Genomic DNA, 26,972 nt, shown 5'->3' on the forward strand with positions numbered 1-26,972 from the left:
CATTTCTTCCGGGACCGCTTCACAGGCGCGAGGCCTCGCACAGGAAGACCGTGGCCGTGCGGCCGATCCGGGTGATCACGATCGTGTACGGCCGGGAACCGGTGGGCTTCACCCGTCGGCGCAGCGCATCGGGATCGACCTCCACTCCGCGCACGAGGATCTCGAGCCGACCGCAATCGAGGCGGCGGAGTTCGGACCGCAGCGCCTTCTCCCGGAAGTCACAGGTACCGATGATCCGGAAGCCCCGCACGCCCGCGGGGAGACGGTCGCCGGTGAGATAGGCGATCCGCGGATCCAGCTGCCACAGACCATGGCGGGCCGCGTAGTGGCGAACCAATCCGGCCCGCACCACCGCGCCGTCCGGGTCGATGATCCACTCCCCCGGTTCCCGCTCCGGGATCTCGCCGGGATCGGCATCGGTGAGCGTGGTCGCCGTGCCCGCGGTGCCGAGAACGGTGGCCCGGCGGGTGACACCGGGTTCGCGCAGTCCCGCCGACCAGAGACAAGCCTCCCGGACGGCGCCGTCCAGCGATATCACCTCGATCTCGCCGTCCCAGTCGAGCCGGTCGAAATCCAATCCCGGAGCGCATTTCACGGCCAGATCGCGACCGGAGTACACCGACAGCAGATCCGGTAGCGGCGGCTGCAGCGCGCGCGGGTCGTGGGTGCGCTTCCCGCCGGACCGCCGCGCCGGATCGGCGACGACGACCGTCCCGGATGTGCACGGCGCCAGCGCGTCGGCGCGGGCGAGCAGCACGGTCGCGCGCTGCCCGGCCGCCGCCGCGTCCGGTACCGGACGAGTCAGGTTGTGCTGGGCCATGGCGAGCCGGAGGGGGTCCAGGTCACTGCCGACGACCCGGGGGCAGTGCCGGGCCAACTCGACCAGTTCCGCGCCGATCGAGCAGGTCACATCGTGGACGTCGCGACCGGCGAGCCGCCGGGCGCGATGCCGGGCCACCAGGGTGGGCGTGGCCTGTTGAAGTGCGTCATCGGTCAGCAGCCAGTCGCGCGCGCCGGACAGTTTGGCCGCCGCCCGGCGGCGCAGACGCACGGTTTCGATCAGCGCGGGCGCCCGGTCACCGTGCCGGCGCCGGACGCTCGCCGCGTCACGCACCTGCGACGCGGCGCTGAGCTCGTATTCCGCGACCTCGGCCAGCGCGGCCGTACCCGGCACCGAACCCAGGTAGGCGATTTCGGCCGCACTGAAGCCGTACCCCACTAGCTCGCGCCGGCGGCCGGTTTCACTCCGGTGATCATGGCGTTGTAGAAGAACTGGCGCGGCACCACGTGGCGCATCACGTTCTCGTCCACCCAGCTCAAGCCGAGCCAGGCGCGGTACATCGCCATCCGGTAGCCGAAGGTGAGCTTCTCGTCCGGGACCGCGGCCTCGAAGGTCCGCACCGGCCAGCCCCACAGGGCCGCGGCGAACTCCTCGGTGTGTGCGGCGACCTCGACGGCGCCCGCCGAACGGGCGATGTCCTCGAGCTGGGTCGGATCGAACGTGTGCAGGTCGACCACGGCCTCCAGCGCGGCCGCACGCGACGATTCGTCCAGCTCTTCCTGGGGGCGGCGCCAATCCCGCAGGAACGGGAGCCTGGTGAGGGCGGTGGTGGCCTTCCAGGTGATATTGCCCAGGTTGCGGGCGTAGACATTGCCGATGGTGGTGGGCTCGCCGGCGAAGACGAACCGGCCGCCCGGCCGCAGCACCCGCAGGCATTCCCGCAGCGATTGCTCCACATCCGGAATGTGGTGCAGAACCGCGTGCCCGACCACCAGGTCGAAGGTGTCGTCCTCGTACGGGATGGTTTCCGCGTCGGCGACCCGGCCGTCCACATCCAGACCCAGATGTTCGGCGTTGCGCAGTGCGACCTTCACCATGCCGGGCGAGAGGTCGGTGACCGATCCGCTCTTCGCGATACCGGACTGCATGAGGTTCAGCAGGAAGAAACCGGTTCCGCAACCGAGTTCCAGGGCCCGATCGTAGGGCAGATCCACCTCGCCGACCGCGGCGTCGAACCGGCCGCGGGCGTACTCGATACAGCGTTCGTCATAGGAAATCGACCATTTGTCGTCGTAGGTCTCTGCTTCCCAGTCGTGATAGAGCACCTGGGCGAGCTTGGTGTCCTCGAATGCAGCTTCGACCTCCGCGGCGGTGGCGTGCGGATGTGGTGCGGGGTCGTCGGGGCGTACCGTCATGGAGGGAAAGCCTAATGGGTGCATCTGGGCGGAGCCCAGCCGCAGTCCGCGCACGGCCGGAGGGACGCCTGGCCTTCTCGGTCGGGGGTCCGATGCCGCCGGATAGTCACGGTGGTCCGCGCCTCGTTCAGCGGCCGGTGAACTCGGCCGTTCCCGGACCGTCGCGCAGGTAGGAGCGGGTTCCGATCCGCTGGTCCGCGGTGGTGAACAGCTCCGCCCACTCCGTACGGGCCCGCTCGTGACCGTGCGGTCCGGCCTCGAACACCGCTTTGGCCGCCGCCAGCGCCCGGGCCGGGCCGGTGACGAACTGCCGGGCCCAGGACAGCGCGGACTCCAGCACATCGTCGGGAGCGACGACCTGATCCACCAGGCCGAGTCGCGCCGCCTCGTCCGGTTCGACGAACCGCCCGCTGAACACCAGGTCCTTGGCGGCCCCCGGACCGATCAGCAGCGACAGCCGCCGGATACCGGCGAGCGGGATCAGCCCGGCCTCGATCTGCGGCAGACCCAGTTTCACGTTGTCGCCGATGATCCGCCGGTCCGCGCCCAGGGCCAGTTCGAGCCCCGCTCCCAGCGCGTAACCACTGATCGCGGCCACCGTGGGTTGCGGAATCGCGGCCAGGCAGCCGAGGGCGGCCTGCAGATCGGCGGCCATGGCGGCGGCCTGTTCGGCCGGGAGCTCGGCGAGTTCGGCCAGATCGTCGCCCGCGCAGAACACCCGCTCGTCACCGTAGACGACCAGCGCGGCGATCGCGGGGTCGGCGCCGCAGGCGGCGGCGGCCTCGGCGATCTCCCGGATCAACTGAGTGTTCAGCAGGTTCATCGGAGGACGAGCGATCCGCAGCACCGCCACACCGCGCTCGGCCCCGTCCGGGTGATCGGAGCCGAGCCGGGACAGGGATACGTATTCCGCCATGGGCGGTTACGCTACCGGGCGTCCGCGGTGCCGCCGGAATTCCTCGAACCACCCAGCAGCGACGGATCGGTATCGCGCATCCCCTTGGAACCGACCAGCCGGGACGGATCCGGGAGCTCGGCGAAATAGCGCATATTGTCCGGGAACTGCAGCAGCTTCTTCCCGTCGACCTCGCCGAAGACCGGTTGGATCGGGTCGATCCGCGGCTCGGCGGTCAGGATCTCGGCGGTACTCGAATAGGCGGCCAGCGCGGTCAGCTGCGACCAGGTCGGTGGGAGCAGGACGTGCTCGCCGGCTTTCCAGGTCGCCAGCGCCGCAGCCGGAGTGGACCACTGCACCAGATCGGTTTCCGAGGTCGCGCCGTCGGCCAGCTGGCCCTCGGGCAGTACGGCGACAAAGAAATGGGTGTCGTAGCGGCGGCGTTCCACCGTGGGGGTGATCCAGCGCGCCCACGGACGCAGCAGATCGGCGCGTAGCACCAGGTTCTGCTCGGCCAGGAACTCCGACAGCGTCAGATCGCGGCCCTCGATGCGCGCCCGCTCCCCGCGATAGCCGACCGTATCGGCGACCACGGTATCGGCGGTGGGCCCGGCAAGCAGTACCCCGCACTCCTCGAAGGTCTCCCGCACCGCCGCACAGACCAGTGCCTTGGCCCGCGCCTCGGACACCCCGTACCGCTGCGCCCACCACCGCGGCGCGGGACCGGCCCATTCGATCGCGACCTCGGCGTCCACGGGATCCACCCGTCCACCGGGAAAAGCGGTCATTCCGGCCGCGAAATCCATGGCTCCGGCCCGCCGCTGCAGGAACACCTCGGGGCCCTCGGCACCGTCGCGCACCAACATGACGGTCGAAGCGTCCCTGGCCTCGGGCACCTCGTCGATCGAGTCCGGCACAGTCGTCTCACTCACCCTTCGCACACTAGCCGGGCCGATTTTTACAGTGTCCGGCGGCGCGGGAGTCGAGGTACCGCGGCTACCGTGAGCGGTGCCGCCCCAACCGGCGGGCCCGGCGGGCGAAGAAGCGGCCGTCGATACGGTCCAGGGCGATCGACTGGCGGAACGCCTCGCTCAGGTTCTCCGCGGTCAGCACATCGTCGAGCAGGCCCTGGGTGACGATCTCGCCCTCGCTGAGCAGCATGCAGTGGGTGAATCCGGGCGGGATCTCCTCGACGTGATGGGTGACCAGGACCAGCGCCGGCGCGTCGGGATCGGCGGCCAGGTCGCCGAGGCTCTCCACCAACTCCTCGCGGCCGCCCAGATCCACGCCTGCCGCCGGTTCGTCCAGCAGCAGCAGTTCCGGGTCGGTCATGAGGGCCCGGGCGATCAGGACCCGTTTGCGTTCGCCCTCCGACAGCGTGCCGTAGGTGCGGTCCAGAAGATGCTCGGCCCCCAGGCTTTCCAACATATCGATCGCACGGTCGGTGTCGACGTCGTCGTATTTCTCGCGCCACCGGCCCAAGACCGCGTAGCCGGCCGAGACCACCAGATCGGCGACCCGTTCCTCGGCGGGGATCCGGGCCGCCAGCGCCGCGGACGACAGTCCGATCCGGGGGCGCAGTTCGCTGATGTTGGTCTTGCCCAGTCGTTCACCGAGTACGTAGGCGGTGCCGTACGAGGGATGCGTCTCGGCCGCCGCGATCTGCAGTAGCGAGGTTTTACCGGCACCGTTGGGACCCAGGATCACCCAGCGTTCGTCGAGTTCGACCTGCCAGGTGATCGGGCCTACGAGGGTGTGCCCGTTGCGGCGGATGGAAACGTTGGTGAAGTCGATGAGCAAATCTGGATCGGGGTGCGCCACGGGCTCCATCTTGTCTCGAGGCGAACGTGATCGCGGCACCGGGCACCCGCGATTCGCCGGATCACCGGGACCGGTGCTCTCATCGGGCGCCGGTCCCGCCGCGTCCTGCTACCACTGGTCCGGCCGCGCGGGCCGGGTCGCGATCACCGTCGTCGAACCAGGGGCGACCTCGGTGAAACCGGCGTCGCGTACCGCGGTCGCCGCACTGCGGGTGACCGCCGCCCGCAGCATCTCCCACTGGTCGGGCCCGGCCTCGCGCACCGCACAGGCGAAGCCGCGCCGGGCCCACGTCCGAGCCTGTTCGACCGGAAGCGCACCGGCGAACAGCATGCTCGCGTGCCCGACCTGCGCCGCGGCCTTGCCGACCGTCATCCCGAGTTCCGCGTTCACCCAGAACACCGGGACATCCAGCGGAACCGGGCCGGGATCATCGGATTCGAGATCGGTGCCGCCGATCTGGAGCCGCCTGATCCGGGCGTCGACCGAACCGACCGGCCCGGGAACGAGTGCCCGCACCAGCGCGCCGCCGCTCTCGACGGTCACCCCCGCCACCTCGTTCGCGGCCGCCCACTGGGCGCCGCGGGCCCGCCGCGCCACCTTCCTGATCCGCGACCGCTTCCACGCCAGATACCGCTGTTCCCATTCCCCTTCGGACCCCACCCGCGGGTCCAGACACAGTGCGACCGCCGCGGCCGCCGCGGCGGCCAGCACATCGCTACGCGCCGGCAGTTCGGCCTTCGGCAGATACAGCACCATCTGCATGGCCTGCACCTCGGCCGGATCGTCGGGATCGCCCAGGCCGCCGTACCCCGCGGCGAGTTCGGTGTGACGCTCGGAAAAGCCTGGGTCGGTGAAGAAGTCGAGTTCCTCGTCGTCCGGGAGATCCGGAACCACATCCGATTCGCGGCCGTTCACCGCTACATCCGTCAACCCGCTATCCGGCATCACACCAACCCTCCCAGCACCCGACCATCACGGGACGACAGCCTACCCACGCGCCGCACCACGACCCGCCGTGGTGCCGAGTTCAGCAAGCCCGGCAAAGGGTCGCGCCCCGCCGTTCCGCACCCGAACCGCAGCCGCCGAAGGTGACGAGCCCCGAGCATCGACCCCTGGCCCTCGGATCGCCCGCACCCATCGTTCCGGGTCACGAGGGCCCGCCCGCCTTACCGCATGCGGGCCATGAACACATGTCAACCGAGCGGGACCCGCCGCAGCAGCCCGTCCCTGGCGTCCGCCGCTTCGACTTCGTCCCTGGTGACCCCCAGGATGAACAGCACGGCGTCCAGGTAAGGGTGCGAGAGCGCGGTATCGGCCACCTCTCGCAACGCCGGTTTGGCGTTGAACGCCACACCCAGGCCGGCCGCGTTCAACATATCGATGTCGTTGGCGCCGTCGCCGACCGCGACCGTCTGTTCCATGGGTACCCCGGAATCGGCCGCGAACGCGCGCAGTGCGGTCGCCTTGTAGGCCCGGTCGACGATCTGCCCGACCACCCGGCCGGTGAGTTTCCCGTCGACCACTTCCAGTACGTTGGCCTGCACGAAATCAAGTTCCAGTTCACGGGCGAGCGGATCGATCACCTGCCGGAATCCGCCGGAGACCACCCCGCACCGGAACCCGATCCGCTTCAGTGTGCGGATGGTCGTCCGTGCTCCCGGTGTCAGTTCTATCGTCGCGGCGACCTCCGCGATCACCGATTCGTCCAGTCCGGCCAGGGTCGCCACCCGCTGCCGCAACGATTCCGCGAAGTCGATCTCGCCGCGCATGGCCGCCTCGGTGACCTGCCGCACCTGTTCCTCGACTCCGGCGTAGGCGGCCAGCATCTCGATGACCTCGCCCTGGATGAGGGTCGAATCCACATCGAACACGATCAGTCGTTTGGCCCGCCGCGCCAGCCCGGCTCGCTCCACCGCGATATCGACCCGCTCGGTGACGGCGACTTCGGCCAGCGCGGTGCGCAACCGTGAATCCGTGTCACCGGCTCGGTCGGGGGCCGTCACCATCAGTTCCATACCGGTCACCGGGTAGTCGGCGATGCCGCGGATCGTGTCGATATTCACGCCGAGCGCGGCGAGTTCCCGCGACACCGTGCTGAAGGCCCGCGCGGTGACCGGCGACCCCAGCACCACCACGGCGTGGGTGGACACCGGAGCCCGCGCGGCATCGGCGTCGATATCGACATCCACCTGCATGTCGACGGTGTTCATCGCCTCCTCGAGCTCGTCCTGCAGCGCCTCGGGGTCGGACGGGCAACTGATGAGCACGCCCAGCGTGAGTCGGCCGCGGATCACCACCTGCTCGATATCGAGCAGACTCACCCGGTGCCGCGACATGGCCGCCAGCAGAACCGACGTCACACCGGGACGATCGGGCCCGGTCACGGTGACCAGCACGGTGGTCTCGGCCAAAACAACTCCCCTATCTTCGGCGCCACCTTCGGCGGCGCGGGTCGGGGCCCTGTCAACCCCGGTTCTTCACTCCTACGGTCAGTCGCTGCGCTCCTTCGCTGCGTCGCTCCAGAACCGGGGCGGGCCCCGACCACGGATGCCGACCACCGGGAAGGAGCGCCACGCTGCGCACGGTCGCCGGACCCGAAGACCTCTGGCAAGCCCCCAACAATGTATGTGCTGCCGTATCGGACGAGAGAGCCGAGGGTCGCGAGATCGGTGCCCGCCCCGACCCGCCGTGTCGAGTCCAGCAGCCCGCGACGCACCCCGGAAACGCGTGTGCACCCGTCGACCGGGTCGACGGGTGCACACGCGCAGCAGCTAGGACTTGACCAGCGTCTCCTCGGGGTGGTGTTTGGCTCCACCCGTGAAACCGACGTGGGCCTCCGTGCGCATCCGCTCGACCATATGCGGATAGTGCAGTTCGAACGCGGGACGTTCGGAGCGGATCCGCGGCAGCTCGTAGAAGTTGTGCCGCGGCGGCGGGCAACTGGTCGCCCATTCCAGGGAGTTGCCGTAGCCCCACGGATCGTCGACCGTGACCACTTCGCCGTAGCGGTAGCTCTTGAAGACGTTCCACAGGAACGGCAGCATCGAGGCGCCGAGAATGAAGGCACCGATGGTGGAGATGGTGTTCAGCGTCGTGAAACCGTCACCGGCCTGGTAGTCCGCGTAGCGGCGGGGCATACCTTCGGCGCCCAGCCAGTGCTGCACCAGGAAGGTGAGGTGGAAGCCCAGGAACGTGGTCCAGAAGTGCCATTTGCCGAGGCGTTCGTCCAGCATGCGACCGGTCATCTTCGGGAACCAGAAGTAGATACCGGCGTAGGTGGCGAACACGATCGTGCCGAACAGCACGTAGTGGAAGTGCGCGACCACGAAGTAGGAGTCGGTGACGTGGAAGTCCAGCGGCGGGCTGGCCAGGATGACACCGGACAGACCACCGAACAGGAAGGTGACGAGGAAGCCCACCGAGAACAACATCGGCGATTCGAACGTCAATTGTCCCTTCCACATGGTGCCGATCCAGTTGAAGAATTTGACACCGGTCGGGACCGCGATCAGGAAGGTCATGAACGAGAAGTAGGGCAGCAGGACCGCGCCGGTGGCGTACATGTGGTGCGCCCACACCGCGATCGACAAAGCCGCGATACCGAGCGTCGCGTAGACCAGGGTGGTGTAGCCGAAGATCGGCTTGCGGCTGAACACCGGGAAGATCTCGGACACGATGCCGAAGAACGGCAGCGCGATGATGTACACCTCGGGGTGCCCGAAGAACCAGAACAGGTGCTGGTAGAGCAGGATGCCGCCGGTGCCGGGGTCGTAGATGTGCCCGCCCAGGTGCCGGTCGTAGGCCAGACCCATCAGGGCGGCGGTCAGCAGCGGGAAGGCGAGCAGCACGAGCACGCTGGTGACGGCGATGTTCCAGGTGAAGATCGGCATCCGGAACATGGTCATGCCCGGAGCGCGCAGGCAGACCACCGTCGTCAGCATGTTCACACCGCCGAGGATGGTGCCCAGACCGGAGACGGCCAGGCCCAGGATCCACAGGTCGGTGCCCACACCCGGCGAGTGCAGGATATCGGTGAGCGGCACGTACGCCGTCCAGCCGAAGTCCGCGGCGCCGCCCGGGGTGATGAAGCCGGCGGTCGCCATGGTGGCGCCGAACGCGTACAGCCAGTAGCTGAAGGCGTTCAGGCGCGGGAAGGCGACGTCGGGGGCGCCGATCTGCAGCGGCAGGATGATGTTGGCGAAGCCGAACACGATCGCGGTCGCGTAGAACAGCAGCATGATCGTGCCGTGCATGGTGAACAGCTGGTTGAACTGCTCGGGCGAGAGGAACTGCAGACCCGGGCGAGCGAGCTCACCGCGCATCATCAGGGCCATCAGGCCGCCGATGAGGAAGAACGCCATCGAGGTGGTCAGATACATGACGCCCAGGACCTTCGGGTCCGTGGTGGTCACCATCTTGTATATGAACGACCCCTTCGGCCCCGTCCGCGCCGGGAATGGCCGAGTCGCTTCCACCCCCTGTGGGACTGGCTTGGGCTCTACGGCAGTCACTGATCCTCCTGAAGGTGCCTTTAGGGTCGCTCCGCAGGCTCCACTGTTTTTTGCCCGCTGCCCGGTGCGCCCGGGCGGCCAACGGTTAGCTTGCGCTTCTCGAATCGTAAACCGTCCGTCGAGTGCGAGGCGTCCGGGTCCTACTCTGTGTCGTACTCAGGGGCGTCGTTCTGCCCTTGTGCCGGGTCCGCGCGACCGCCCCGAGCGGGCCAGCGGCTGGTCGCGCGGCCGGCGGCCGATCCGCGCCCAACGCTGGCGCGCGTCGAATCCCGGTGGGCATGTACCCTTCCCGGCATGCCGGTGAGCTCCGCTGTCCACTCTCCAGCCGTGCGTGATCCCCGGACCGGCCGTGCCCGCCGGCTGCTGGGCGCCGCGCTCGCGTGCGCCGCGTTGACGGTGTCCGCGTGCGCGAGTCATCCCGACGATTCGGCCTCGATCGTCCGCGCCACCACGAAGATCGCGGGAGCCGGCGTGGTCGGCGTCGAACGCGACACCACCCAGGCCTGCTCGCTACCCACCGCGCCCGATCCCGCCGAGGGCGCCACCCGCACCGTCCGGCATTCGGCCGGGGAGTCGCAGGTGCCCGCCGATCCGCAGCGGATCGTCGTGCTGGGCGCTTCGGCCCTCGACGCCGCCTGCGCGGTCGGGCTGTGGGAGCGGGTCGTCGGCGCGACCACGGTCGCGGGACCCACACCGCAGCCGGGCTACCTGGGTTACGGCGTGCGGGACGTGCCCGGTGTCGGTGTCGCGGCCGACCCCGACCCTGCCCTCATCGCCCAGCTGAACCCGGACCTGATCATCGGCGAGACACCTGCCGGGCGGGCCGACTATGCCGCGTTGAGCGCGATCGCCCCGACGGTGTTGATCGGCGCGGAGCAGAACTGGGAGAAGCAGTTCAGCGCGTTCGCGGGCGCGCTGGGCCGGCACGGAGCCGGTGCGGCGGCGTTGGACGCCTATCACACCGGAGCCGCCGCGACCGGAGCCACCATCAACGCCCGCTTCACTCAGGCGTCCCTCGTCCGTTTCACCGCCTCGGGCAGCGAATTCCTGGGCAGTGAGACGTTCGCGGCGCAGATCCTCGCCGATACCGGCGCGACCCGCCCGCCCGCGCAGCGCGACACCTCCGCGCCGATCGACGAATCCGATCCGGTCGCCGCCGAAGGCGATCTGATCATGGTGATGTTCGCGGGTCCCGACGGCCGGGACCACGGCGAATCGGTGATGGGCTCGGAGCAGTGGGAGAAATTGGGCGCGGTGGGCGACAACCGCACCTTCGTCGTCGACGACGCCCTCTGGCACACCACCGGGCTGACGGCGGCGCGCGCGGTCCTCACCGATATCGAGAACACGCTCAACGCCTACGTCATGGAGTGACGTCCTGTAGTGCACGGTGGCGCGGGGGTCGGCTGCGCGGGTGGCGGCCGTAGCGTTCGTGGTCGCGGTGGAATCGGCGCGGCGGGGTGCGCACCGGGGCCTGTGGGGGGTGCCCGGGCTGGTGGCGGTGACGCGCACAGCAGACTCACAGCGCGGACCCAGCCATCGGCAAGGCAGTGTTTCTACCGTCGCAGTCACCCATCGTCGAGAAGAGGTGCGCAGTGCGGAAACGTCCATCAGGGCCGCGAGAGGAACGGCACGAACACGATCTGGGGCTCGCCCACGATCTGTCGGTGATGTTCTCCCGGCGGCGGGCCCTCTGGTTGCTCGGCGCAGCCGGGACCGCGTCGGTCGCGGCGGCCTGCGCATCCAATGACGGCTCAGCTCCCGCCGGATCGGCCGCGACTTCCGCCGCGGCCGACACCGGGACGGTGGCCGCCGCCCCGCAGGAGACCGCCGGACCGTATCCCGGTGACGGCTCGAACGGCCCTAACGTGCTCGTCGAATCCGGTGTCGTGCGCTCCGATATCACCAGTAGTTTCGGCCCCTACTCCGGCACCGCCGAGGGCGTGCCCGCCACCATCCGGCTCACGCTGCAGGACCTGGCACAGAATGGTGCTGCGGGCAAAGGTATGGCGCTCTACATATGGCATTGCGACCGGGACGGCGAGTATTCGCTGTACGGCCGGGACATCACCGAACAGAACTATCTGCGCGGGGTGCAGATCGCCGATGATTCCGGGCAGGTGAGTTTCACGTCGATCTTTCCCGCCTGCTACGCGGGCCGCTGGCCGCATATCCATTTCGAGGTCTACGACAGCCTCGAGACCGCGGTGGCCGGCGAGAACGCCCGCCTCACCTCGCAGATCGCACTTCCACAGGACGTCTGCGAAAAGGTCTACAACACCGATTCGGGCTATGCCCGCAGCCTCACGAACCTGTCCGAGGTCACCCTTGCCACCGATAACGTCTTCGGTGACGGCTGGGAAGCCGAACTCGCCACCGTCACCGGCACTCCGGATTCCGGCATGGACATCTCGCTGACCATCGGAGTGGCCGAGAAGTCCGCGAACCAGTCCCCGGAAGGAGGGGGACCGGGTGGCGCCCCGCCGGACGGAGGCCCACCCAACGGGAGCCCGCCCAACGGAGGCACGCCCAACGGAGGCCCGCCCGGCGGACAGCGGCCTTCGGGTGCTCCTCCCGGCCCGCCGCCGAGTAATTGACGCCGCGGTGATCCCGGCGCGCGACACGCGCACCGGGCTCACCCCGCTCCGACCGGCCTTCACCATTTCGAGGGACCGTAATCGCAGGTGGAAGCCCATTCCCCGAGTACCGTCGAGCTATGGGCGACAAGGCGCACGGTCATCGCTCACTGGCGTACCGCCTGAGCGTCGGGATCGCCATCGGCATGGCGATCGGGGTTCCGCTGGGGTTGGCGGTCCTGAACAATCTCGCCCTGGGCATCGCCCTCGGCGCCGGTTTCGGAATCGCCTTCGGGCTGGCCATGTCGCCGTCACCGTCCGGCGAGCACGAAGACGGTGGCCGCCAGGAACCTCCCACGGACGATTGAGTACGCTCGGCGCCGCGGTCGCCGTGCGCCGAAAATCCGGATCTTCCAGTCCTTTCGACGCGTTGAACACAACCGGTGGTGCTGCTCGATGATTTCACCCCCAAGGGGTAGTGTTACGAGTCCGTCGGAGTCGCTGGGAAGGGTGTGGAGGCAGGATGAAGCTCATCGATCGGGTTTCGGCCATCAACTGGAATCGGGTACCCGACGAGAAGGACGCCGAGGTCTGGGATCGGCTCACCGGCAACTTCTGGCTGCCGGAGAAGGTCCCGGTGTCCAACGACATCCCGTCCTGGGCGACGCTCACTCCCGACGAGAAACAACTCACCATGCGGGTGTTCACCGGTCTCACGCTGCTGGACACCATCCAGGGCACCGTCGGCGCGGTGAGCCTGATCCCCGACGCGCTCACCCCGCACGAGGAGGCGGTGCTCACCAATATCGCGTTCATGGAATCGGTGCACGCGAAGAGCTACAGCTCCATCTTCTCGACCTTGTGCTCCACCCGCGAGATCGACGACGCCTTCCGCTGGTCGGAGGAGAACCGCAACCTCCAGCGCAAGGCCGAGATCGTGCTGGACTACTACCGCGGCGACGATCCGCTCAAGCGCAAGGTCGCCTCCACTCTGCTGGAGAGTTTCCTGTTCTACTCGGGCTTCTACCTGCCGATGCACTGGTCGTCGCGGGCGAAGCTCACCAACACCGCCGATATGATCCGCCTGATCATCCGGGACGAGGCGGTGCACGGTTACTACATCGGCTACAAGTACCAGCGCGGACTCGAGCAGGTCACCCAGGCCGAACGCGACGATCTGAAGAACTACACCTTCGAGTTGCTGTTCGAGCTCTACGACAACGAGGTCGAGTACACCCAGGATCTCTACGACGAGGTCGGGCTCACCGAGGATGTCAAGAAGTTCCTCCGCTACAACGCCAACAAGGCGCTGATGAACCTGGGCTACGAGGGCCTGTTCCCGAAGGACGAGACCGAGGTGAACCCGGCCATCCTGTCGGCCCTGTCCCCCAACGCCGACGAGAACCACGACTTCTTCTCGGGCTCCGGGTCGAGCTACGTCATCGGCAAGGCGGTCAATACCGAGGACGAGGACTGGAACTTCTGATCCGAACGGATGCCGGGCCGGGTCCGTGGATGAACCGGACCCGGAGGTGGACCGAGCCGTGGACTGGAATGTCGCACGGCCGGTCCTCGACCGGAGGTCACCCGGGATCCGCCCCGACCCGGCTACTCCGCGAAAACTTCCGCGATATCCGAAACGGTGATGGCGCGGTCGAACCAACGGTCGAGCACCTCGAGGTCCGTGCAGTGTCGAATGCGTTCCTCGGCCGACTCGGGGACGACGATCGCGCGAGCCTCCAATAGCCGCAGGATCTTGTCGACCACTTCCTCGACACGACCCTCGACGCGGCCTTCGACACGACCCTCGACAAGGCCTTCGACACGACCCTCGGCGCGCAGCCGCTGGGACGTCTTCGAACGGTAGAACGACAGGTCCACGCTCATCAGTTTGCTCCAGGTTTTCGCGGCTCGGGTGTTGCCGAGGCCGAGTTCGGTGAGTTCGGATCTTCGGCGCGTCGTGTATCGAGTTTCGACAAGGCGTTCCCGTCCCGTGAGTCGCTGACGAGAAGCGCGCCGGGCGACGACCCTATTGCGCGACGCGACAGGTGTCGTCGACCGGCCGGGTGATCGACCAATTCTGACGGAACCGGCAGGCCGCGATCTTCCACCGGTCGTCCTCGACGCGGTATTCGTCGTCGTATTCGCCGGTCATCACCGTCTCCGTCTGCTCGATCAGGTTCACCTGACGGAACTTCAGCGTCCACCGCCCGGACGCGTGCTCGTCGTCGTGGACGGTGATATCGGGATGCGTCCCGTGATGCATATCGAGGATGACGTTCTTCCCGTCGACCTTGTGCAACGCGATCTTCTCGAACACCGCGGCCATACCGTCGGCGTCGAAGGAACCGAGCACGCCGTAGTCGACCGCGGCGCCCGCGGCGACGAAACACTCCCGGAACGCTTTCGGGTCCTTGGCATCACAGGCCCGCAGGTAGCGGTGTTTGAGGGCCTTGATCGCCTCGACCGCCTCCAACCGCGCTACCCGCTGCGCCAGATCGGCTTCCGTGGACTGCGGTCGGGGTGCGCGTGACATGCGGCCTCCTCGTGGAAGGTTCGAGCGGCTGCCGGGAGCCGGGGGTTCGGACTTCGCGCAGTGTATCGGTCCGGCCCTGCGTCGAACCGCTCGTTGCGCAGGTCACTGTCGTTGCGCTGGTGGGATATCGCCCCGACGTTGCGGCCGGGCCGATGGCGAGCGGCGACGGGGCGCCGGGCGCCGGGCGGGACAGGAACACCGAGCTGTACCGGTCCCAGCGCGCCGATCGGCACGCGGACAGCCGGACTCGCCGGGGACCGGCCCGAACCTGCGGCGCGACAGCTGCCGCGGATGTGACGATGGGGCAGAAGGAACGGACGAAGGAGGATCATGGGCGAGCTGGACGGAAGGGTCGCGGTCATCACCGGCGGCGCCCGGGGGCAGGGGCGTGCGCACGCGACGGCGCTGGCCGCGGCGGGCGCCGATATCGTGCTGTGCGATATCGGCGGACCCGTCGCGAGCGTCCCCTATCCGCTGGCTTCGGAACAGGACCTGGCGGATACGGCGGCGCTGGTGACCCGGGCCGGACGTCGTTGTCTGCCCGTCACCGCCGATGTGCGCAGCCGGGAGCAGATGGACGCTGTCGCCGAACGCGCGATCGCCGAATTCGGTCGAATCGATATTCTGCTGGCCAACGCGGGTGTCGCCTCCAGCGGGCTGATCGCCGAGATGCCCGAACAGACCTGGCAGGACATGATCGATGTCAATCTGACGGGCGTCTTCCACAGCTTTCACGCCGTCGTGCCGCATATGGTCGAGCGCGGGTGGGGCCGGATCGTGGCGACCTCCTCGATCGTGGCGCGGATGGGGGCCCGGAAGTCGGGGCATTACGCGGCCGCCAAATGGGGTGTGGTCGGCCTGGTGAAATCGCTGGCGCTGGAGGTGGCGGAGCACGGCATCACCGTCAATGCGGTCCTGCCCTCGGGCGTGCAGACCGACATGATCTTGAATCCGGCCACCTACCGGGAGTTGCTGCCCGATATCGAGAATCCGACCGAGGCGGACGCGATGGCGATGTTCGAGGCCGGGGGCGGGCTGATCCAGCCCGCGGAGGTCTCGGAGCTGATCCTGCTGCTGGTCTCCGAGTCCGGCCGCCGATACAACGGTGAGGCGCTCACCATTTCCGGCGGGATGAGCGCCGGCACGATCTGAGCGCGGCGGCGCGCGGCGAGGGACCCCCGCCCTCGCCGAACTGCGCGGACAGATCCCGGAGCTGAATGCCCTTGTCCGGCATGTTGTCTCGGCCGAGTCGGCCTCCCCGGACCTGCGCGGAATCAGCCGGTCGGCGCGCCGAACCACGCGGGCAGCCGGCCGAGCAATTCCCGCTGATCGGCACCGGCCCACACCACGTGACCGTCCGGCCGCAACAGCACCGCGGGAGCATCCAGTTCTGCCGCGTCGTCGACGATGTGGTCGACCCGATCCGCCCACCCCGCCACCGACAGCAGGCCGGTCCGGTCGAGCAGCAGACCGCGCCCGGCGTGCATCTGTTCGTAGAGGCGGCCGCGCCGCAATGCGATATCCCGCAGCCGCCGGCCCAGCAACTCGGGGCCCGCACCGAAGTCGTAGCGGATACCGATTGCGGTGATCTTCTCGACCAGGTAACGGTTCACGTCCTCGAAGTCCATCAGTTCCGACAGCAGTCGGCGCACCGCCTGGGGGCCGGGCTCGGCCGCTATCAATTCCATCTGCGCGCGGGTGTTGTCGAGCACGGCGGCGGCCACGGGTCGCCGTTCGGTCTCGTAACTGTCCAGCAGTCCTTCCGGCGCCCAGCCGGCGACCGCGGCGGCCAGTTTCCAGCCGAGGTTGAACGCGTCCTGGATACCGAGGTTGAGCCCTTGACCGCCGGTCGGCGGATGGATGTGCGCTGCGTCGCCGGCCAGCAGTACCCGGCCGCTCCGGTAGCGCTCGGCCAGCCGGGTCGCGTCGCCGAAGCGGGAGAGCCAGCGCGGCGAGCACATCCCGAAATCGGTGCCGGCGATGTCGCGCAGCTGCCGGCGCAACTCGTCCGGTGTCGGCGCGACCGCGCGATCCTCGGCCACCCCCGCGGCGGGCACGACGACACGGTACAGCCCGTCACCGAGAGGTACGGCGCCGAACCGGAACTGGGTCTTGCGGACTTCGGCGACCACCGCGTTCACCGTCTCCGGCGGCGCGGTGAGCTCCACTTCGCCGATCAGCGTCTCCACTCTGCTGGGCTCGCCGGGGAACTCGATGCCGAGCAGTTTGCGCACGGTACTGCGGCCGCCGTCGCAGCCGACGAGATAGCGCGAACGCAGTTGCGTCCCGTCGGCCAGTTCGACGGTGACCCCCTGGTCGTCCTGGCTCAGCCCGGACAGTTCGTGGCCGCGGCGGATGTCGGCGCCGGCTTCGGCGGCGTGTTCGGCGAGCAGGCGGTCGGTGACGGGCTGCGGGATGGCGAGAATGTAGGGATGCGCGGTGTCCAGCCGTTCGGGCGCCGGTTTGCGGATACCGGCGAAGCCGCCCACCGGAGACCGCCGGCCGAGCGCGAGGAACCGCTCCAGCAGTCCACGCTGGTCCAGCACCTCGATACTGCGCGCGTGCAGGCCCATCGAGCGGACCACCTTCGTCGGTTCGACGTCCTTCTCCAGCAGCAGTACCCGCACGTCGTGCAGCCGCAGTTCGGCCGCCAGCACGAAGCCGGTCGGCCCGCCACCGGCGATGATCACATCAATCATGAGAACCCCATTCGACACGTCGCGTTCGGCCGGCTGCCGCGCGTGATCGCAGCACACCTGTGTGCTCCCGCGCATGTGCCCGCAACCACCTGCTATGGCGGGAGATTGTGCAGCACTACCCGACCCTGGCCGCAAGCCCCCCGGTGCGCCGGCGGCTACCGGGTACGGAACGCGCCCGCGGCCGCGGCGAACGCCGCGCTGTCGGCCACGCGACCCGGCAGGTCCGGATCGACCGGGGTGCCCAGCAACAGCAGGTGGTGGTAGAGCGGCGCGGTCGCGGCGATCAGCAGGGCCCGCGCGTCGGTGCCGGGCGGGATCTCGCCGCGCGTGATCGCGCGCTCGACGACCGTCTCGCACCGCGTGTACCGGTCTTCCCAGAGTCGCTGCTGGGCGCGGGCGGCCTCTTCGGACCGGAACGACACCGCGATCAGGGCCGCGACGAGTGACGGCTCTTCGGTCAGCGAATCCTGGATCTCCTGGTTGAGGGCCGCCAGGTCGCCGTGGAGGGTGCCGGTGTCGGTGGGGGTCCAGTCGTCGCCGCCGGCCGCGTCGAAGACGTCGGCGATCAAGCCGCCGACATCACGCCAGCGCCGGTACACCGTGGTGCGGTGCACGCCCGCGCGGGCAGCGACCGCGTCCACGGTGAGCGCGTCGTATCCGTGTTCGGTCAGCTCCGCGCGGACAGCGTCGATGACCTGGGCGCGGATGCGGGCGGTCCGGCCGCCCGGCCGGGGTTGCGGTACGGACCGCGCGGCGGCGGTGGGTGCGGTGGGTGAACTCGTCATCGGTATCCGATTGCTCAGTGGGAAAAGCTGTGGCATCATCCTAATGCAACATTCGTCGCACTAGTGAGGTTGTCGATGTTCTTCCGAAGCGTTCCCCCGGCCCTGCGGTCCCGCCCGGCCGCGTCGTCCTCGAATGCTTCGGAGAATCCCTGTGCCCACGCAGATCACCGCGCTCGCGGTCAGCAAGTCCTTCCACGGCCGGTGCGTTCTCGACGCCGTCAGCTGCTCGCTCGGCGCGGGTGAACGCACCGGGATCGTCGGCGAGAACGGGTCCGGCAAGACGACCCTGCTACGCCTGTTCGCCGGGCGTGAACAGCCCGACCAGGGCGAGATCGTCGTGCACGCCGAAGGCGGCGTCGGTTACCTCGCGCAGGACGAACAACTCCCCGCACACCTGACCGTCCAGCAGGTCGTCGATCGATCCCTGAGCTACCTGCGCGACCTGGAGGCGCGCATGCGCCGGCTCGAGGTCGCGATGACCGCGGGCGACGAGTCCGGACTGGCCGAATACGGCGAACTGTCCACGATCTTCGAACTGCGCGGCGGCTACGACGCCGACGCCCGGGTGGAACGTGCTCTGCACGGCCTCGGACTCGGGCTGGTCCCCCGCGCCCGCGCGGTCGGCGGGCTGTCCGGCGGCGAACAGGTCCGCTTGCGCCTGGCCGCCGTGCTGACGGCCGCACCCGAGGTGCTGTTGCTCGACGAGCCGACCAATCATCTCGACGACAACGCCCTGAACTGGCTGGAAGAGCATCTGCGGACCCGCCGCGGCACGACGGTGACGGTATCGCACGACCGGGTCTTCCTCGAGCGGATCGCGACCGGCCTGCTGGAGGTCGACGCGGACCGGCAGCGTGTCGTCCGCTATGGCAACGGCTACAAGGGATTCCTGACCGAGAAGGCGGCCGCACGGGAGCGGTGGGTCCAGGCGCATACGCAATGGCAGGCCGATACGGACCGGTTGCGCGAGACCATCGCGACCACGGCGCGCCGGGTTGCTCCGGGACGGGCGATGAAGGACAACAACAAGATGGCCTACGACCGAGCGGGCGGACGGGTACAGCAGTCGCTGGCCGGCCGCGTCCGCAATGCCGAGGAACGGTTGCGCCGCCTGCTCGCCGACCCCGTCCCGCCGCCGCCGGAACCGCTGCGGTTCGCCGCCGCTCCACGCGCCGGCCGGGTGCACGGTGCGGTGCTCGACGCGACCGGTATCGCGGTCGCGGGCCGCCTCGACCGGACCGATCTGACCGTCGCGGCGGGTGACCGCCTGCTGATCACCGGCCCGAACGGCGCGGGCAAGACCACGCTGTTGCGCATTCTGGCCGGTGAACTCGCACCGGACAGCGGCGCTGTCGTGCGCCGCGGCCGGGTCGGTTATCTCGCGCAGGAGCCGCGCCCCGCCGAACCCGGGCAGACATTGCTGGCCGCGTTCGCCGCGGGCCGGCCGGGCGAGCTCACCGACTACACCGGAACACTGCTGTCGCTGGGACTTTTCACCCGGGCCCAGTTCACGACGCACGTCGCGAACCTGTCCACCGGGCAGCGGCAGCGTCTCGCGCTGGCGCGGCTGGTCAGCGAACCGGCGGAGGTGCTGTTGCTCGACGAGCCCACCAACCATCTCTCACCCGGTCTCGTCGAGGAACTGGAAGCCGCACTGGCCGAGTACCGGGGCGCCCTCGTGGTCGTCAGCCACGACCGGCGGTTGCGCGAGCGCTGGCGCGGCGCCCACCTCGACCTGGGCGCGCTGGTCCCGGCCGACACCGTCTGACGTGCGCCGCCCCGATCATCCGTTCACCCGAAGGAGTTCGCTGTGCCCGATGTTCTACCCGACCCGACCGTCCTGCACCCGATGCCCGGCCAGCCCCGCGTAATACTGCTGAAGCCGCTGGTCACCTCGCCGCTGATCGAGGTCGGCGAGTTCTCCTACTACGACGACCCCGATGATCCGTCCGCATTCGAAACCCGCAACGTGCTGTACCACTACGGCCCGGAGAAGCTCGTCATCGGAAAGTTCTGCGCGCTGGGCACCGGGGTGCGGTTCATCATGAACGGCGCGAACCACCGGATGGACGGCCCGTCGACCTTCCCGTTCCCCACCATGGGCGGCGCGTGGTCGGATCATTTCGACCTGCTCGCGGAGCTGCCGAACCGCGGCGACACCGTCGTCGGCAACGATGTCTGGTTCGGTTACGGCGTCACGGTGTTGCCGGGCGTGCGGATCGGCCACGGCGCCATCATCGGCGCGGGGTCCGTGGTCACCCGCGACGTTCCCGACTACGGCATCGTCGGCGGCAACCCGGCCCAGCTCATCCGCACCCGCTATCCCGACGGCGATATCGCCCGACTGCTCGCGATCGCCTGGTGGGACTGGCCGGTCGAGCACATCACCGCGCATGTGCCCACGATCATGTCCGGCAGTGTCGCCGATCTCGCAGCCGCCGCCCCGGAAACCGCACGCGGATGAGCGGTAGCCGAAATCTCCGTGCGCCGGTCCGGCGACGGCCCGCGTTCCGGCGCCTGCGGCCGCCGCGCCGAGTCCCCTGATCTGAGCCCCGCCCTGTCACCCCGGATCCCGAAACGAGGACCGCCCATGCCTGTTCGCCGTACCCATATCGCCATGATCGGCATCCCGATCGTCAGCCATGTCCTGCCGAGCCTCGAGATCATCCGCGAGCTGGTTGCCCGCGGCCATCGGGTGACCTACGCCAACGATCCCACCGTCGGCGATCTGGTCGCGGCCACCGGCGCCGAACTGGTCGAATGCACCTCCACCCTGCCGGTCGCCGACAACAACTGGCCCGACGATCCCATCGCGGCAATGGACCTCTTCCTGGACAACGCCGTCCCGGCCCTCCCGCAGTTGCGCGCGGCCTACGACGCGGACCCGGCGGACCTCTACCTCTACGACATCGGTGCCTACGCCGCACGCGCTCTCGCCGAATCGCAGAACCGCCCCGTGGTGCAGCTGTCCCCGACCTTTGTGGGCTGGAAGGGCTACGAGGACGAGGTGGGGGCACAGATCCGGCAGTTGCCGGGCGCGGACGCCCACCGGGCGAAGTTCGAACAATGGCTGACCGGCTGCGGGGCGACGACCACGGATGTGGACGCCTTCTCCGGCCCGCCCAGCCGAGCCCTGGCCCTGATCCCCCGGGCGATGCAACCGCACGCCGACCAGGTCGACACCGAGATCACCACCTTCGTCGGCCCCTGTCTCGGCCCCCTCGACGACTGGACCCGTCCCGCCGACGCCGAGAACGTCCTCCTGATCTCCTTGGGCTCCGCCTACACCCGGCAACCGGAGTTCTACCGTCAGTGCCTGGCCGCCTTCGGCGACCTGCCCGATTGGCACGTGGTCCTCCAGATCGGCAAGTACACCGACCCAGCGGAACTCGGCGAGATCCCGGGCAATATCGAAATGCACTCCTGGGTCCCGCAGCGAGCCATCCTGGAGAAGGCCGACGCCTTCGTCACCCACGCCGGGATGGGCGGCTCCAGCGAAGGACTGCTGGCGGGTGTGCCGATGATCGCGGCACCGCAGGGCGCCGAACAGTTCATGAACGCCGACCGGCTGGTGGAACTGGGCGTGGCCCGGCGCATCGATACGGAGGACGCCACCGCCGAGAACCTTCGGTCGGCATTGCACGAGCTCGTCACCGACCCGGAGGTCGCCGACCGGTCGGCGCGGCTACGCGCCGAAACGCGAGCCGAGGGCGGCACCGGGCGTGCCGCCGACCTCATCGAGAACATGCTGAGCTGACAATCGCCATGGGCAGCGAACTTTGGGAGCACAATGACCCCATGAATCCGAGTCGACACCGCGGTAAGAGAATTCGTACGACGGTCCGGCGCGGGCTCGCCAACAGGGTCGGCCGATAACGTGTTCCTCGGAATCGATATCGGCACCTCCAGTTCCAAGGGTGTCTTGGTGTCGTCGGACGGCACTATCGTCGCCGAGGCCGTACGTGCGCACAGCGTATCGACGCCCTTCCCCGGCTGGGCCGAACAAGATGCGGAATCGGTCTGGTGGTCGGACTTCGTCTCGATCGTCGGTGAGCTGATCGCGGTCGGTAAGCCACTGGACGCATTGGCTGTCAGTGGAATCGGGCCGTGTCTGTTGCCGACGGATCGCGCGGGCACGCCGTTGCGCCCCGCGATCCTGTACGGGATCGATACCCGCGCCACCTCCGAGGTAGCCGAACTGAACGAAGAATTCGGCGCGGACGCGATCCTGGCCCACGGCGGATCGCCTTTGACCAGTCAGGCGCTCGGTCCGCGGCTACGCTGGCTGGCACGTCACGAGCCGCGGGTGTTCGACGGTACCGAGCTGATCTTGATGGCGGGTTCATTTCTGATCCATCGCCTCACCGGCGCATATGTTCTCGACCACCAGTCGGCGAGCCAGTGCAATCCGCTCTACGACCTCCACCGGCGAGAATGGTCCATCGACTGGGCCGAGAAGATCGCCCCTGGGATCGCGCTTCCCGATTTGTGCTGGTCCAACGAGGTGATCGGATGGGTTACCGATGCCGCTGCCGCCGCCACCGGACTACCCGCGGGCCTGCCCGTGACGGGTGGCGCTATAGACGCGTGGGCGGAGGCCGTCAGCGTGGGTGTGTCCGCACCCGGAGACACCATGCTCATGTACGGGACGACCATGTTCCTCAGCCAGGTCGTCACAACTCCGCATCCGCACCCTGGCCTGTGGAATGTCGACGGAACCCTGCCCGCGACATATATGCTCGCGGCCGGTATGGCTACCTCGGGCGCCGTCACAGACTGGCTTCGCAACCTGTTCGGCGGTGAGTTCGCCGAGCTGAGCGCGGCGGCCGCAGACGTTCCGGCGGGTAGTCGCGGGTTGCTCGTCCTGCCCTATTTCGCCGGCGAACGGACGCCGCTGTTCGATCCCGACGCCCGGGGCATGATCGCCGGTCTCACTCTTTCGCACGGCCGCGCGGAGCTCTATCGTGCGGTACTCGAGGGCATCGCGTACGGCGTCAGGCACAATCTCGAGGCCATGACCGAGGCCGGAGCCCGGGCGACCAGGTTGGTCGCGGTGGGCGGCGGAACCCGGGGCGGACTATGGACTCGAATCGTCAGCGACGTCACCGGCTCGGCCCAGCAGATCCCGGCCGAGACCATCGGAGCGTGTCTCGGTGATGCGAAGCTGGCAGCGGAGGCGATGGGCGTTGATACCAGTGCCTGGAACCCGATCACAGATACCGTTGTTCCCGACCCGAGCACAGGCTCGAACTACGCATCGTTCTACCGGCACTATCGCTCGCTGTATGAGACCACCAGCGAGACTGCGCATTTCCTCGCGGAACAGCAGCACCGAGCGGCATCCGGCCGGACCTCCCGATAGAGCGCGAAACAGATTGAGGAGAGATGTTGTCGCACAATCTGTTTCATGCTTACATCGAACCTATGGGGGCGGCGCCCACTATGTGCTGGGTGACTCGAACACCGATGTTCCCGACCTCACGCAGGTCTACGGCGGCTGTGTGCTCACCTCTGCGGCACGGGATGAGCTCGCTCTCGCTCCTGCAGGAGAAGCCCACACCGCGTTCACCGGTGAATTCATCCGCTTGCTCAACGAGGGGGATCCGCAGGGGCCACCGGAGCTCACGCTGCGCGATGCCTATCAATACCTCGGCCGGGTCCTGCCCGCTCGTGGAGTTCCGCGCCCCCATCAGCGCGCGAGCGAATGGATCGATGATCTCGTCCTGGCGCCGAATCCGGCCTACCGCAACCTTGCGCTGAAAGACAGTTCACACGACGGTGCGACCACACTGGGCGCCAACTCCGCCGAGCGCACCCGGATTCTCGTGGATTCGATCGGTCACCGGCAGCAGCGCTTGCCCTACCTCCCGAACCGTGCGGATTCCGACCATTTCCGGGAATTCCTCGACTCGCCGTCCCGGGTCTACGCGATAAAAGGCGGCGGCGGCCGGGGAAAAAGCATGCTCGTGGGCCACCTCGCGCAAACAGTGGCGAACGAGGCGGACTTCCAGCTCCATACTCTGGACTCGTGGGATACCACCCGCACGAACCTGGGTTCGGAGATCCTTCGATACGCATCGATCCCGGACGGCGACGATGCCCTGCTCACCTTGGAAGGGGCATGCGCGCACCTATCACGCCCGTTCGTCGTGATCATCGACGGCCTCAGTTCACAAGCTCAGCTGGACAGAATCGGCCGCCAGATCGACAGCGTCCTCCGGCAGGTCAGCGCTGTCAGATTTCGGTTCGCCCTGGCGATTCGCACACCCCCCGATGTCGAATTCTCCCCGTTCCCAGTTCTGGCCGCGTCCCTGTACGAGCCGTCTCCTGGCACCTCTTATATGGTCCCCGACTGGGATACGCGAACCGCGAGAGAGGCGTGGAACAGGTCGCGCGGAGACGCCGAGCCGTCGTTCACGGACCTGCCCGAGTCGATCCAACAGCTGGCCCGCCTTCCGCTGTACATGGAGTTGGTCAAGACGGCCGGCAGCGGCACGGATCTTCGAGAAATCAACGCCTTCCGCCTGATCGATCATTGTGTCCGTTCCATCCTGCGAGCATCGGGCCAGGACGTGGACCGGGCGCTCGAGGTTCTGCAGGATCTCGCCGAACGAGAGCTCGGTCATCTGGTGCCCGGCCAACTCGTCGATTCGACGAATACGGACTCACCCGGTCATGACGTCTCCGCCCGAATGATTTCGGCCGTCGACCTGTCACCGTTGACGCAGTCGGCCTCGTCGGGTCGTTTGGCTTTCGGTCACGACATCATTCGTGAGTACGCGCTCGCGACTCGCATAGCACAGCTGATGGTGGCGCGCGGGCGCACCAGTGCGACGATCGCCGCGTTGAACGAGCTGGCGATTCAGAGCACGACGTCGGCCACCGCCCGAGGGCTGTTCGAGTTCGTCGTCTACGCGATCGACGCTCATTCACCAGAACTCGCGGCCGCTTTCGCGCTGGCGCCCAGCATCGGGGTGTCCACAACGCTGCCGACAATGCTGCGGCTCGCCCGTGCGGGTACTCAGTTCGCCAGTGACGAGGTGCTGATCTCCTGTGCGAAGCGCTGCTCCAGCGATAAGGCGATCGAGGTGGCACGGTCGCTGCTGAGAATCCCGAATATCGTGGCAGCGCTGGGTGACGGGTACGCGCCTTGGCTGCTGAATGCTCTCAGCCGGTTCGGTGCAAGAATTTGGACAGACGCTGTGGCCCACCTGGAGGCGACGTTGGACATCCGAGATCTCGAGACGAGGGCATAGCCGACGCCGGAACACTGAACGACAGCCTGACATCGCATATTATCGACCGGCTGGTGTCCGACGAGGACTACAAGGTGCGTGCTGCCACCGCGAGGTCCGTCGGCAAGAATCCTACGGATGCCAGAAGGGCTCAATTCGAGGCGTTGCTCTCCGATGCGAACTGGCATGTCCGGGGATCAGTCATGCAAGGGCTCCTCGACAGCAACCAGGTGCCACTGTCGTCCCATGCCGCCGAAGTGATCGCGGCCCTGACAGCGGACGGTACGTGGAACCAGTGCCCAGAGCGGATCGCTAAGCTGGTGGCGCGATTACATCTCATTCATCACGCCGGAAACCCTGTTGTGCCCGCTACGGCGACAGATATGGCCTTGGCGCGATTGCTGCGGGAGCAGCGCACTCAGTGGATCCAGCTCCCCGACGACGAGCTCGGTCGCCTCGTGACCTTGGGTCTCGACTCGCCGAACTGGCTCGCCCGACGTGAGGCAGAGGCCATCCACCGCCGGACGCGTACCGATCCGGCCGGTGGGGCGGCCGCGACGTTCAACCCGCGAGAAAGATATCGACGCCTGCGTGGCGGCCGTGCGATTCAGGTCGCCCTGGACCTGCACGACCTCGACCGTGCCGTCGAGGTCGCCGTAGCGGCGGCACAGGCGGGGGTGGATTTCATCGAAGTCGGCGATCCACTGATCAAAGCCGCTGGTGTCGGGGCCGTCGAACGCATCAAGCGGCAGGTTTCCGACGTGCTGGTCGTCGCTGAGATGATGTCCGCCGATTGGGGGCAGGACCAGGTCGAGCTCGCGGTAGAGGCCGGCGCCGACGTCGTCTTCCTGATCGGTCCGGCGACCGTGATGAGCGTATCGGCGGCGGTACACGCGGGTCGGCGACTCGGTGCACCGATACTGCTGGACGTGCCATCGGCGCAAACCACTCAGTCCTGGGTGCAGGAAATGGAGCGCGCCGGTGTCGATGGGTTCTCCGTGACCACCAACATCGACCAAGGCGTCCGAGGACAACAGCCATTGGGGAAGGCTCAGGCGGTACGCAGCTGGACTCGACTTCCCGTAGCGGTATCAGGCGGCTTCAGCACCAGGGACCAGCCGATCATCAACAGCACCGATTGGGACATAATTGTCATCGGCCGGAGCATCGCAGAGGCGGTAGATCCAGCCCGGGCTGCGAAGCATATGGTCAGGATGATCCAAGGGCAGGAGGACAACCGGTGAAAGTGAGCACGCTGACCGTCGAACTCATTCCCGACGTACTGGCGCTGATGGAGCTCGGTGAGCCGTATATCCGCCCGCGCACCCCATCCGACTACTGGCTCTACGCTCGATTGTTCCACTCGTCCTGCCCGGTCGCCCTCATCGACAACACCGTGGCGGGGGCGGTGATCGCGTTCAGAAGCCAAGAAGACCCGAGCCAGGTCTACCTACAAGATGTGATGACACATCCGGACTTCCGCAGGCGCGGGGTGACCCGGGCACTGATCGAGGCTGTGCGGTTCCGTGCCGCCGAATGGCAGTGCGAACGTTTGTATCTCACGTCCGAACCGGAGAATTCCGCCGCGCACGCCACCTGGACCGAGCTCGGATTCCGGAACGTGGAAGGCGACTACACCGTGCACGGAGTTTCGGTGGTCACCGATTTCAAGGGCCCCGGAAAGGACCGAGCCGTCTACGACCTGGTGCTCTGATCCC

General features: G+C 68.0%; 24 protein-coding genes. 12 read left to right on the forward strand and 12 right to left on the reverse strand.

Annotated elements, in window-relative coordinates:
* Positions 1-19: 19 nt before the first annotated feature.
* The 8 genes from OG804_RS15260 to ctaD all read right to left on the reverse strand — a co-directional run bounded on the left by OG804_RS15260 (position 20) and on the right by ctaD (position 9,423).
* Complete coding sequence (locus OG804_RS15260) at positions 20-1,219, reverse strand: class I SAM-dependent methyltransferase (protein ID WP_328398042.1); 1,200 nt, start codon at positions 1,217-1,219, stop codon at positions 20-22.
* A complete protein-coding gene (locus tag OG804_RS15265) occupies positions 1,219-2,196 on the reverse strand; it encodes a class I SAM-dependent methyltransferase (RefSeq protein ID WP_328398044.1) in 978 nt (325 codons plus the stop codon). Before OG804_RS15265 ends, OG804_RS15260 begins: the two co-directional genes overlap by 1 nt.
* Positions 2,197-2,323: 127 nt before the next feature.
* The gene (locus OG804_RS15270) at positions 2,324-3,112 is read right to left on the reverse strand and encodes an enoyl-CoA hydratase-related protein (protein WP_328398046.1); all 789 of its coding nucleotides are present in this window, start codon (positions 3,110-3,112) and stop codon (positions 2,324-2,326) included.
* 11 nt (positions 3,113-3,123) lie between these two features.
* Positions 3,124-3,957 (reverse strand): NUDIX hydrolase, encoded by an 834-nt coding sequence (locus OG804_RS15275; RefSeq protein ID WP_328398418.1) that lies wholly within the window; start codon positions 3,955-3,957, stop codon positions 3,124-3,126.
* 130 nt (positions 3,958-4,087) lie between these two features.
* Positions 4,088-4,921, reverse strand: a complete 834-nt coding sequence (locus OG804_RS15280) for an ABC transporter ATP-binding protein (protein WP_328398048.1) — start codon at positions 4,919-4,921, stop codon at positions 4,088-4,090.
* Positions 4,922-5,020: 99 nt separating this feature from the next.
* Positions 5,021-5,857 (reverse strand): aminoacyl-tRNA hydrolase, encoded by an 837-nt coding sequence (locus OG804_RS15285; protein WP_328398420.1) that lies wholly within the window; start codon positions 5,855-5,857, stop codon positions 5,021-5,023.
* 248 nt (positions 5,858-6,105) lie between these two features.
* Positions 6,106-7,323: a phosphoserine phosphatase SerB gene (gene serB / locus OG804_RS15290; RefSeq protein WP_328398050.1), complete on the reverse strand. Its 1,218-nt coding sequence runs from the start codon at positions 7,321-7,323 to the stop codon at positions 6,106-6,108.
* A gap of 360 nt (positions 7,324-7,683) precedes the next feature.
* Positions 7,684-9,423: an aa3-type cytochrome oxidase subunit I gene (gene ctaD / locus OG804_RS15295; RefSeq protein ID WP_328398052.1), complete on the reverse strand. Its 1,740-nt coding sequence runs from the start codon at positions 9,421-9,423 to the stop codon at positions 7,684-7,686.
* A gap of 294 nt (positions 9,424-9,717) precedes the next feature.
* Between ctaD and OG804_RS15300 the strand changes: the two genes are divergently transcribed.
* The 4 genes from OG804_RS15300 (at position 9,718) to nrdF (ending at position 13,485) form a co-directional block, all read left to right on the forward strand.
* Positions 9,718-10,797, forward strand: coding sequence for an ABC transporter substrate-binding protein (locus tag OG804_RS15300; RefSeq protein ID WP_442941838.1), 1,080 nt, complete (start codon positions 9,718-9,720; stop codon positions 10,795-10,797).
* 296 nt (positions 10,798-11,093) lie between these two features.
* Complete coding sequence (locus OG804_RS15305) at positions 11,094-12,020, forward strand: dioxygenase (RefSeq protein ID WP_328398422.1); 927 nt, start codon at positions 11,094-11,096, stop codon at positions 12,018-12,020.
* Positions 12,021-12,139: 119 nt separating this feature from the next.
* Positions 12,140-12,367, forward strand: a complete 228-nt coding sequence (locus OG804_RS15310) for a hypothetical protein (RefSeq protein ID WP_328398056.1) — start codon at positions 12,140-12,142, stop codon at positions 12,365-12,367.
* Positions 12,368-12,522: 155 nt separating this feature from the next.
* Positions 12,523-13,485, forward strand: a complete 963-nt coding sequence (nrdF, locus tag OG804_RS15315) for a class 1b ribonucleoside-diphosphate reductase subunit beta (RefSeq protein ID WP_328398058.1) — start codon at positions 12,523-12,525, stop codon at positions 13,483-13,485.
* A gap of 122 nt (positions 13,486-13,607) precedes the next feature.
* Here the strand turns inward: nrdF and OG804_RS15320 are convergent, their stop codons facing one another.
* Positions 13,608-13,886: a hypothetical protein gene (locus tag OG804_RS15320; protein ID WP_328398060.1), complete on the reverse strand. Its 279-nt coding sequence runs from the start codon at positions 13,884-13,886 to the stop codon at positions 13,608-13,610.
* A 142-nt stretch (positions 13,887-14,028) separates the two neighbouring features.
* Positions 14,029-14,535, reverse strand: coding sequence for a nuclear transport factor 2 family protein (locus tag OG804_RS15325; protein WP_328398062.1), 507 nt, complete (start codon positions 14,533-14,535; stop codon positions 14,029-14,031).
* Positions 14,536-14,865: 330 nt separating this feature from the next.
* On the opposite strand from OG804_RS15325, the gene OG804_RS15330 reads away from it, so the two are divergent.
* Complete coding sequence (locus OG804_RS15330) at positions 14,866-15,687, forward strand: mycofactocin-coupled SDR family oxidoreductase (RefSeq protein ID WP_328398064.1); 822 nt, start codon at positions 14,866-14,868, stop codon at positions 15,685-15,687.
* A 122-nt stretch (positions 15,688-15,809) separates the two neighbouring features.
* Here OG804_RS15330 and rox read toward each other — a convergent pair whose 3' ends face one another.
* Together rox and OG804_RS15340 are read right to left on the reverse strand one after the other, a co-directional pair.
* Positions 15,810-17,234, reverse strand: a complete 1,425-nt coding sequence (gene rox / locus OG804_RS15335) for a rifampin monooxygenase (protein ID WP_328398066.1) — start codon at positions 17,232-17,234, stop codon at positions 15,810-15,812.
* A 155-nt stretch (positions 17,235-17,389) separates the two neighbouring features.
* Positions 17,390-18,019: a TetR/AcrR family transcriptional regulator gene (locus OG804_RS15340; protein ID WP_328398068.1), complete on the reverse strand. Its 630-nt coding sequence runs from the start codon at positions 18,017-18,019 to the stop codon at positions 17,390-17,392.
* 133 nt (positions 18,020-18,152) lie between these two features.
* Between OG804_RS15340 and abc-f the strand changes: the two genes are divergently transcribed.
* From abc-f to OG804_RS15375, 7 genes are all read left to right on the forward strand, one after another.
* Positions 18,153-19,787, forward strand: a complete 1,635-nt coding sequence (gene abc-f / locus OG804_RS15345; RefSeq protein ID WP_442941839.1) for a ribosomal protection-like ABC-F family protein — start codon at positions 18,153-18,155, stop codon at positions 19,785-19,787.
* A gap of 81 nt (positions 19,788-19,868) precedes the next feature.
* Positions 19,869-20,483: a CatB-related O-acetyltransferase gene (locus tag OG804_RS15350; RefSeq protein WP_442941880.1), complete on the forward strand. Its 615-nt coding sequence runs from the start codon at positions 19,869-19,871 to the stop codon at positions 20,481-20,483.
* Between the two features lie 126 nt (positions 20,484-20,609).
* A complete protein-coding gene (locus OG804_RS15355; RefSeq protein ID WP_328398074.1) occupies positions 20,610-21,776 on the forward strand; it encodes a macrolide family glycosyltransferase in 1,167 nt (388 codons plus the stop codon).
* Between the two features lie 120 nt (positions 21,777-21,896).
* Entirely contained in the window at positions 21,897-23,381 is a 1,485-nt protein-coding gene (locus tag OG804_RS15360; RefSeq protein WP_328398076.1) for an FGGY-family carbohydrate kinase, read from the forward strand.
* Positions 23,382-23,463: 82 nt separating this feature from the next.
* Positions 23,464-25,275, forward strand: coding sequence for a hypothetical protein (locus OG804_RS15365; RefSeq protein ID WP_328398078.1), 1,812 nt, complete (start codon positions 23,464-23,466; stop codon positions 25,273-25,275).
* Between the two features lie 53 nt (positions 25,276-25,328).
* The gene (locus OG804_RS15370) at positions 25,329-26,498 is read left to right on the forward strand and encodes an orotidine 5'-phosphate decarboxylase / HUMPS family protein (protein WP_328398080.1); all 1,170 of its coding nucleotides are present in this window, start codon (positions 25,329-25,331) and stop codon (positions 26,496-26,498) included.
* A complete protein-coding gene (locus tag OG804_RS15375) occupies positions 26,495-26,968 on the forward strand; it encodes a GNAT family N-acetyltransferase (RefSeq protein WP_328398082.1) in 474 nt (157 codons plus the stop codon). The genes OG804_RS15370 and OG804_RS15375 overlap by 4 nt, the downstream gene beginning before the upstream one ends.
* The last annotated feature ends 4 nt before the right edge of the window (positions 26,969-26,972 follow it).

It is taken from the genome of Nocardia sp. NBC_00416 (assembly GCF_036032445.1).
GTDB lineage: Bacteria > Actinomycetota > Actinomycetes > Mycobacteriales > Mycobacteriaceae > Nocardia.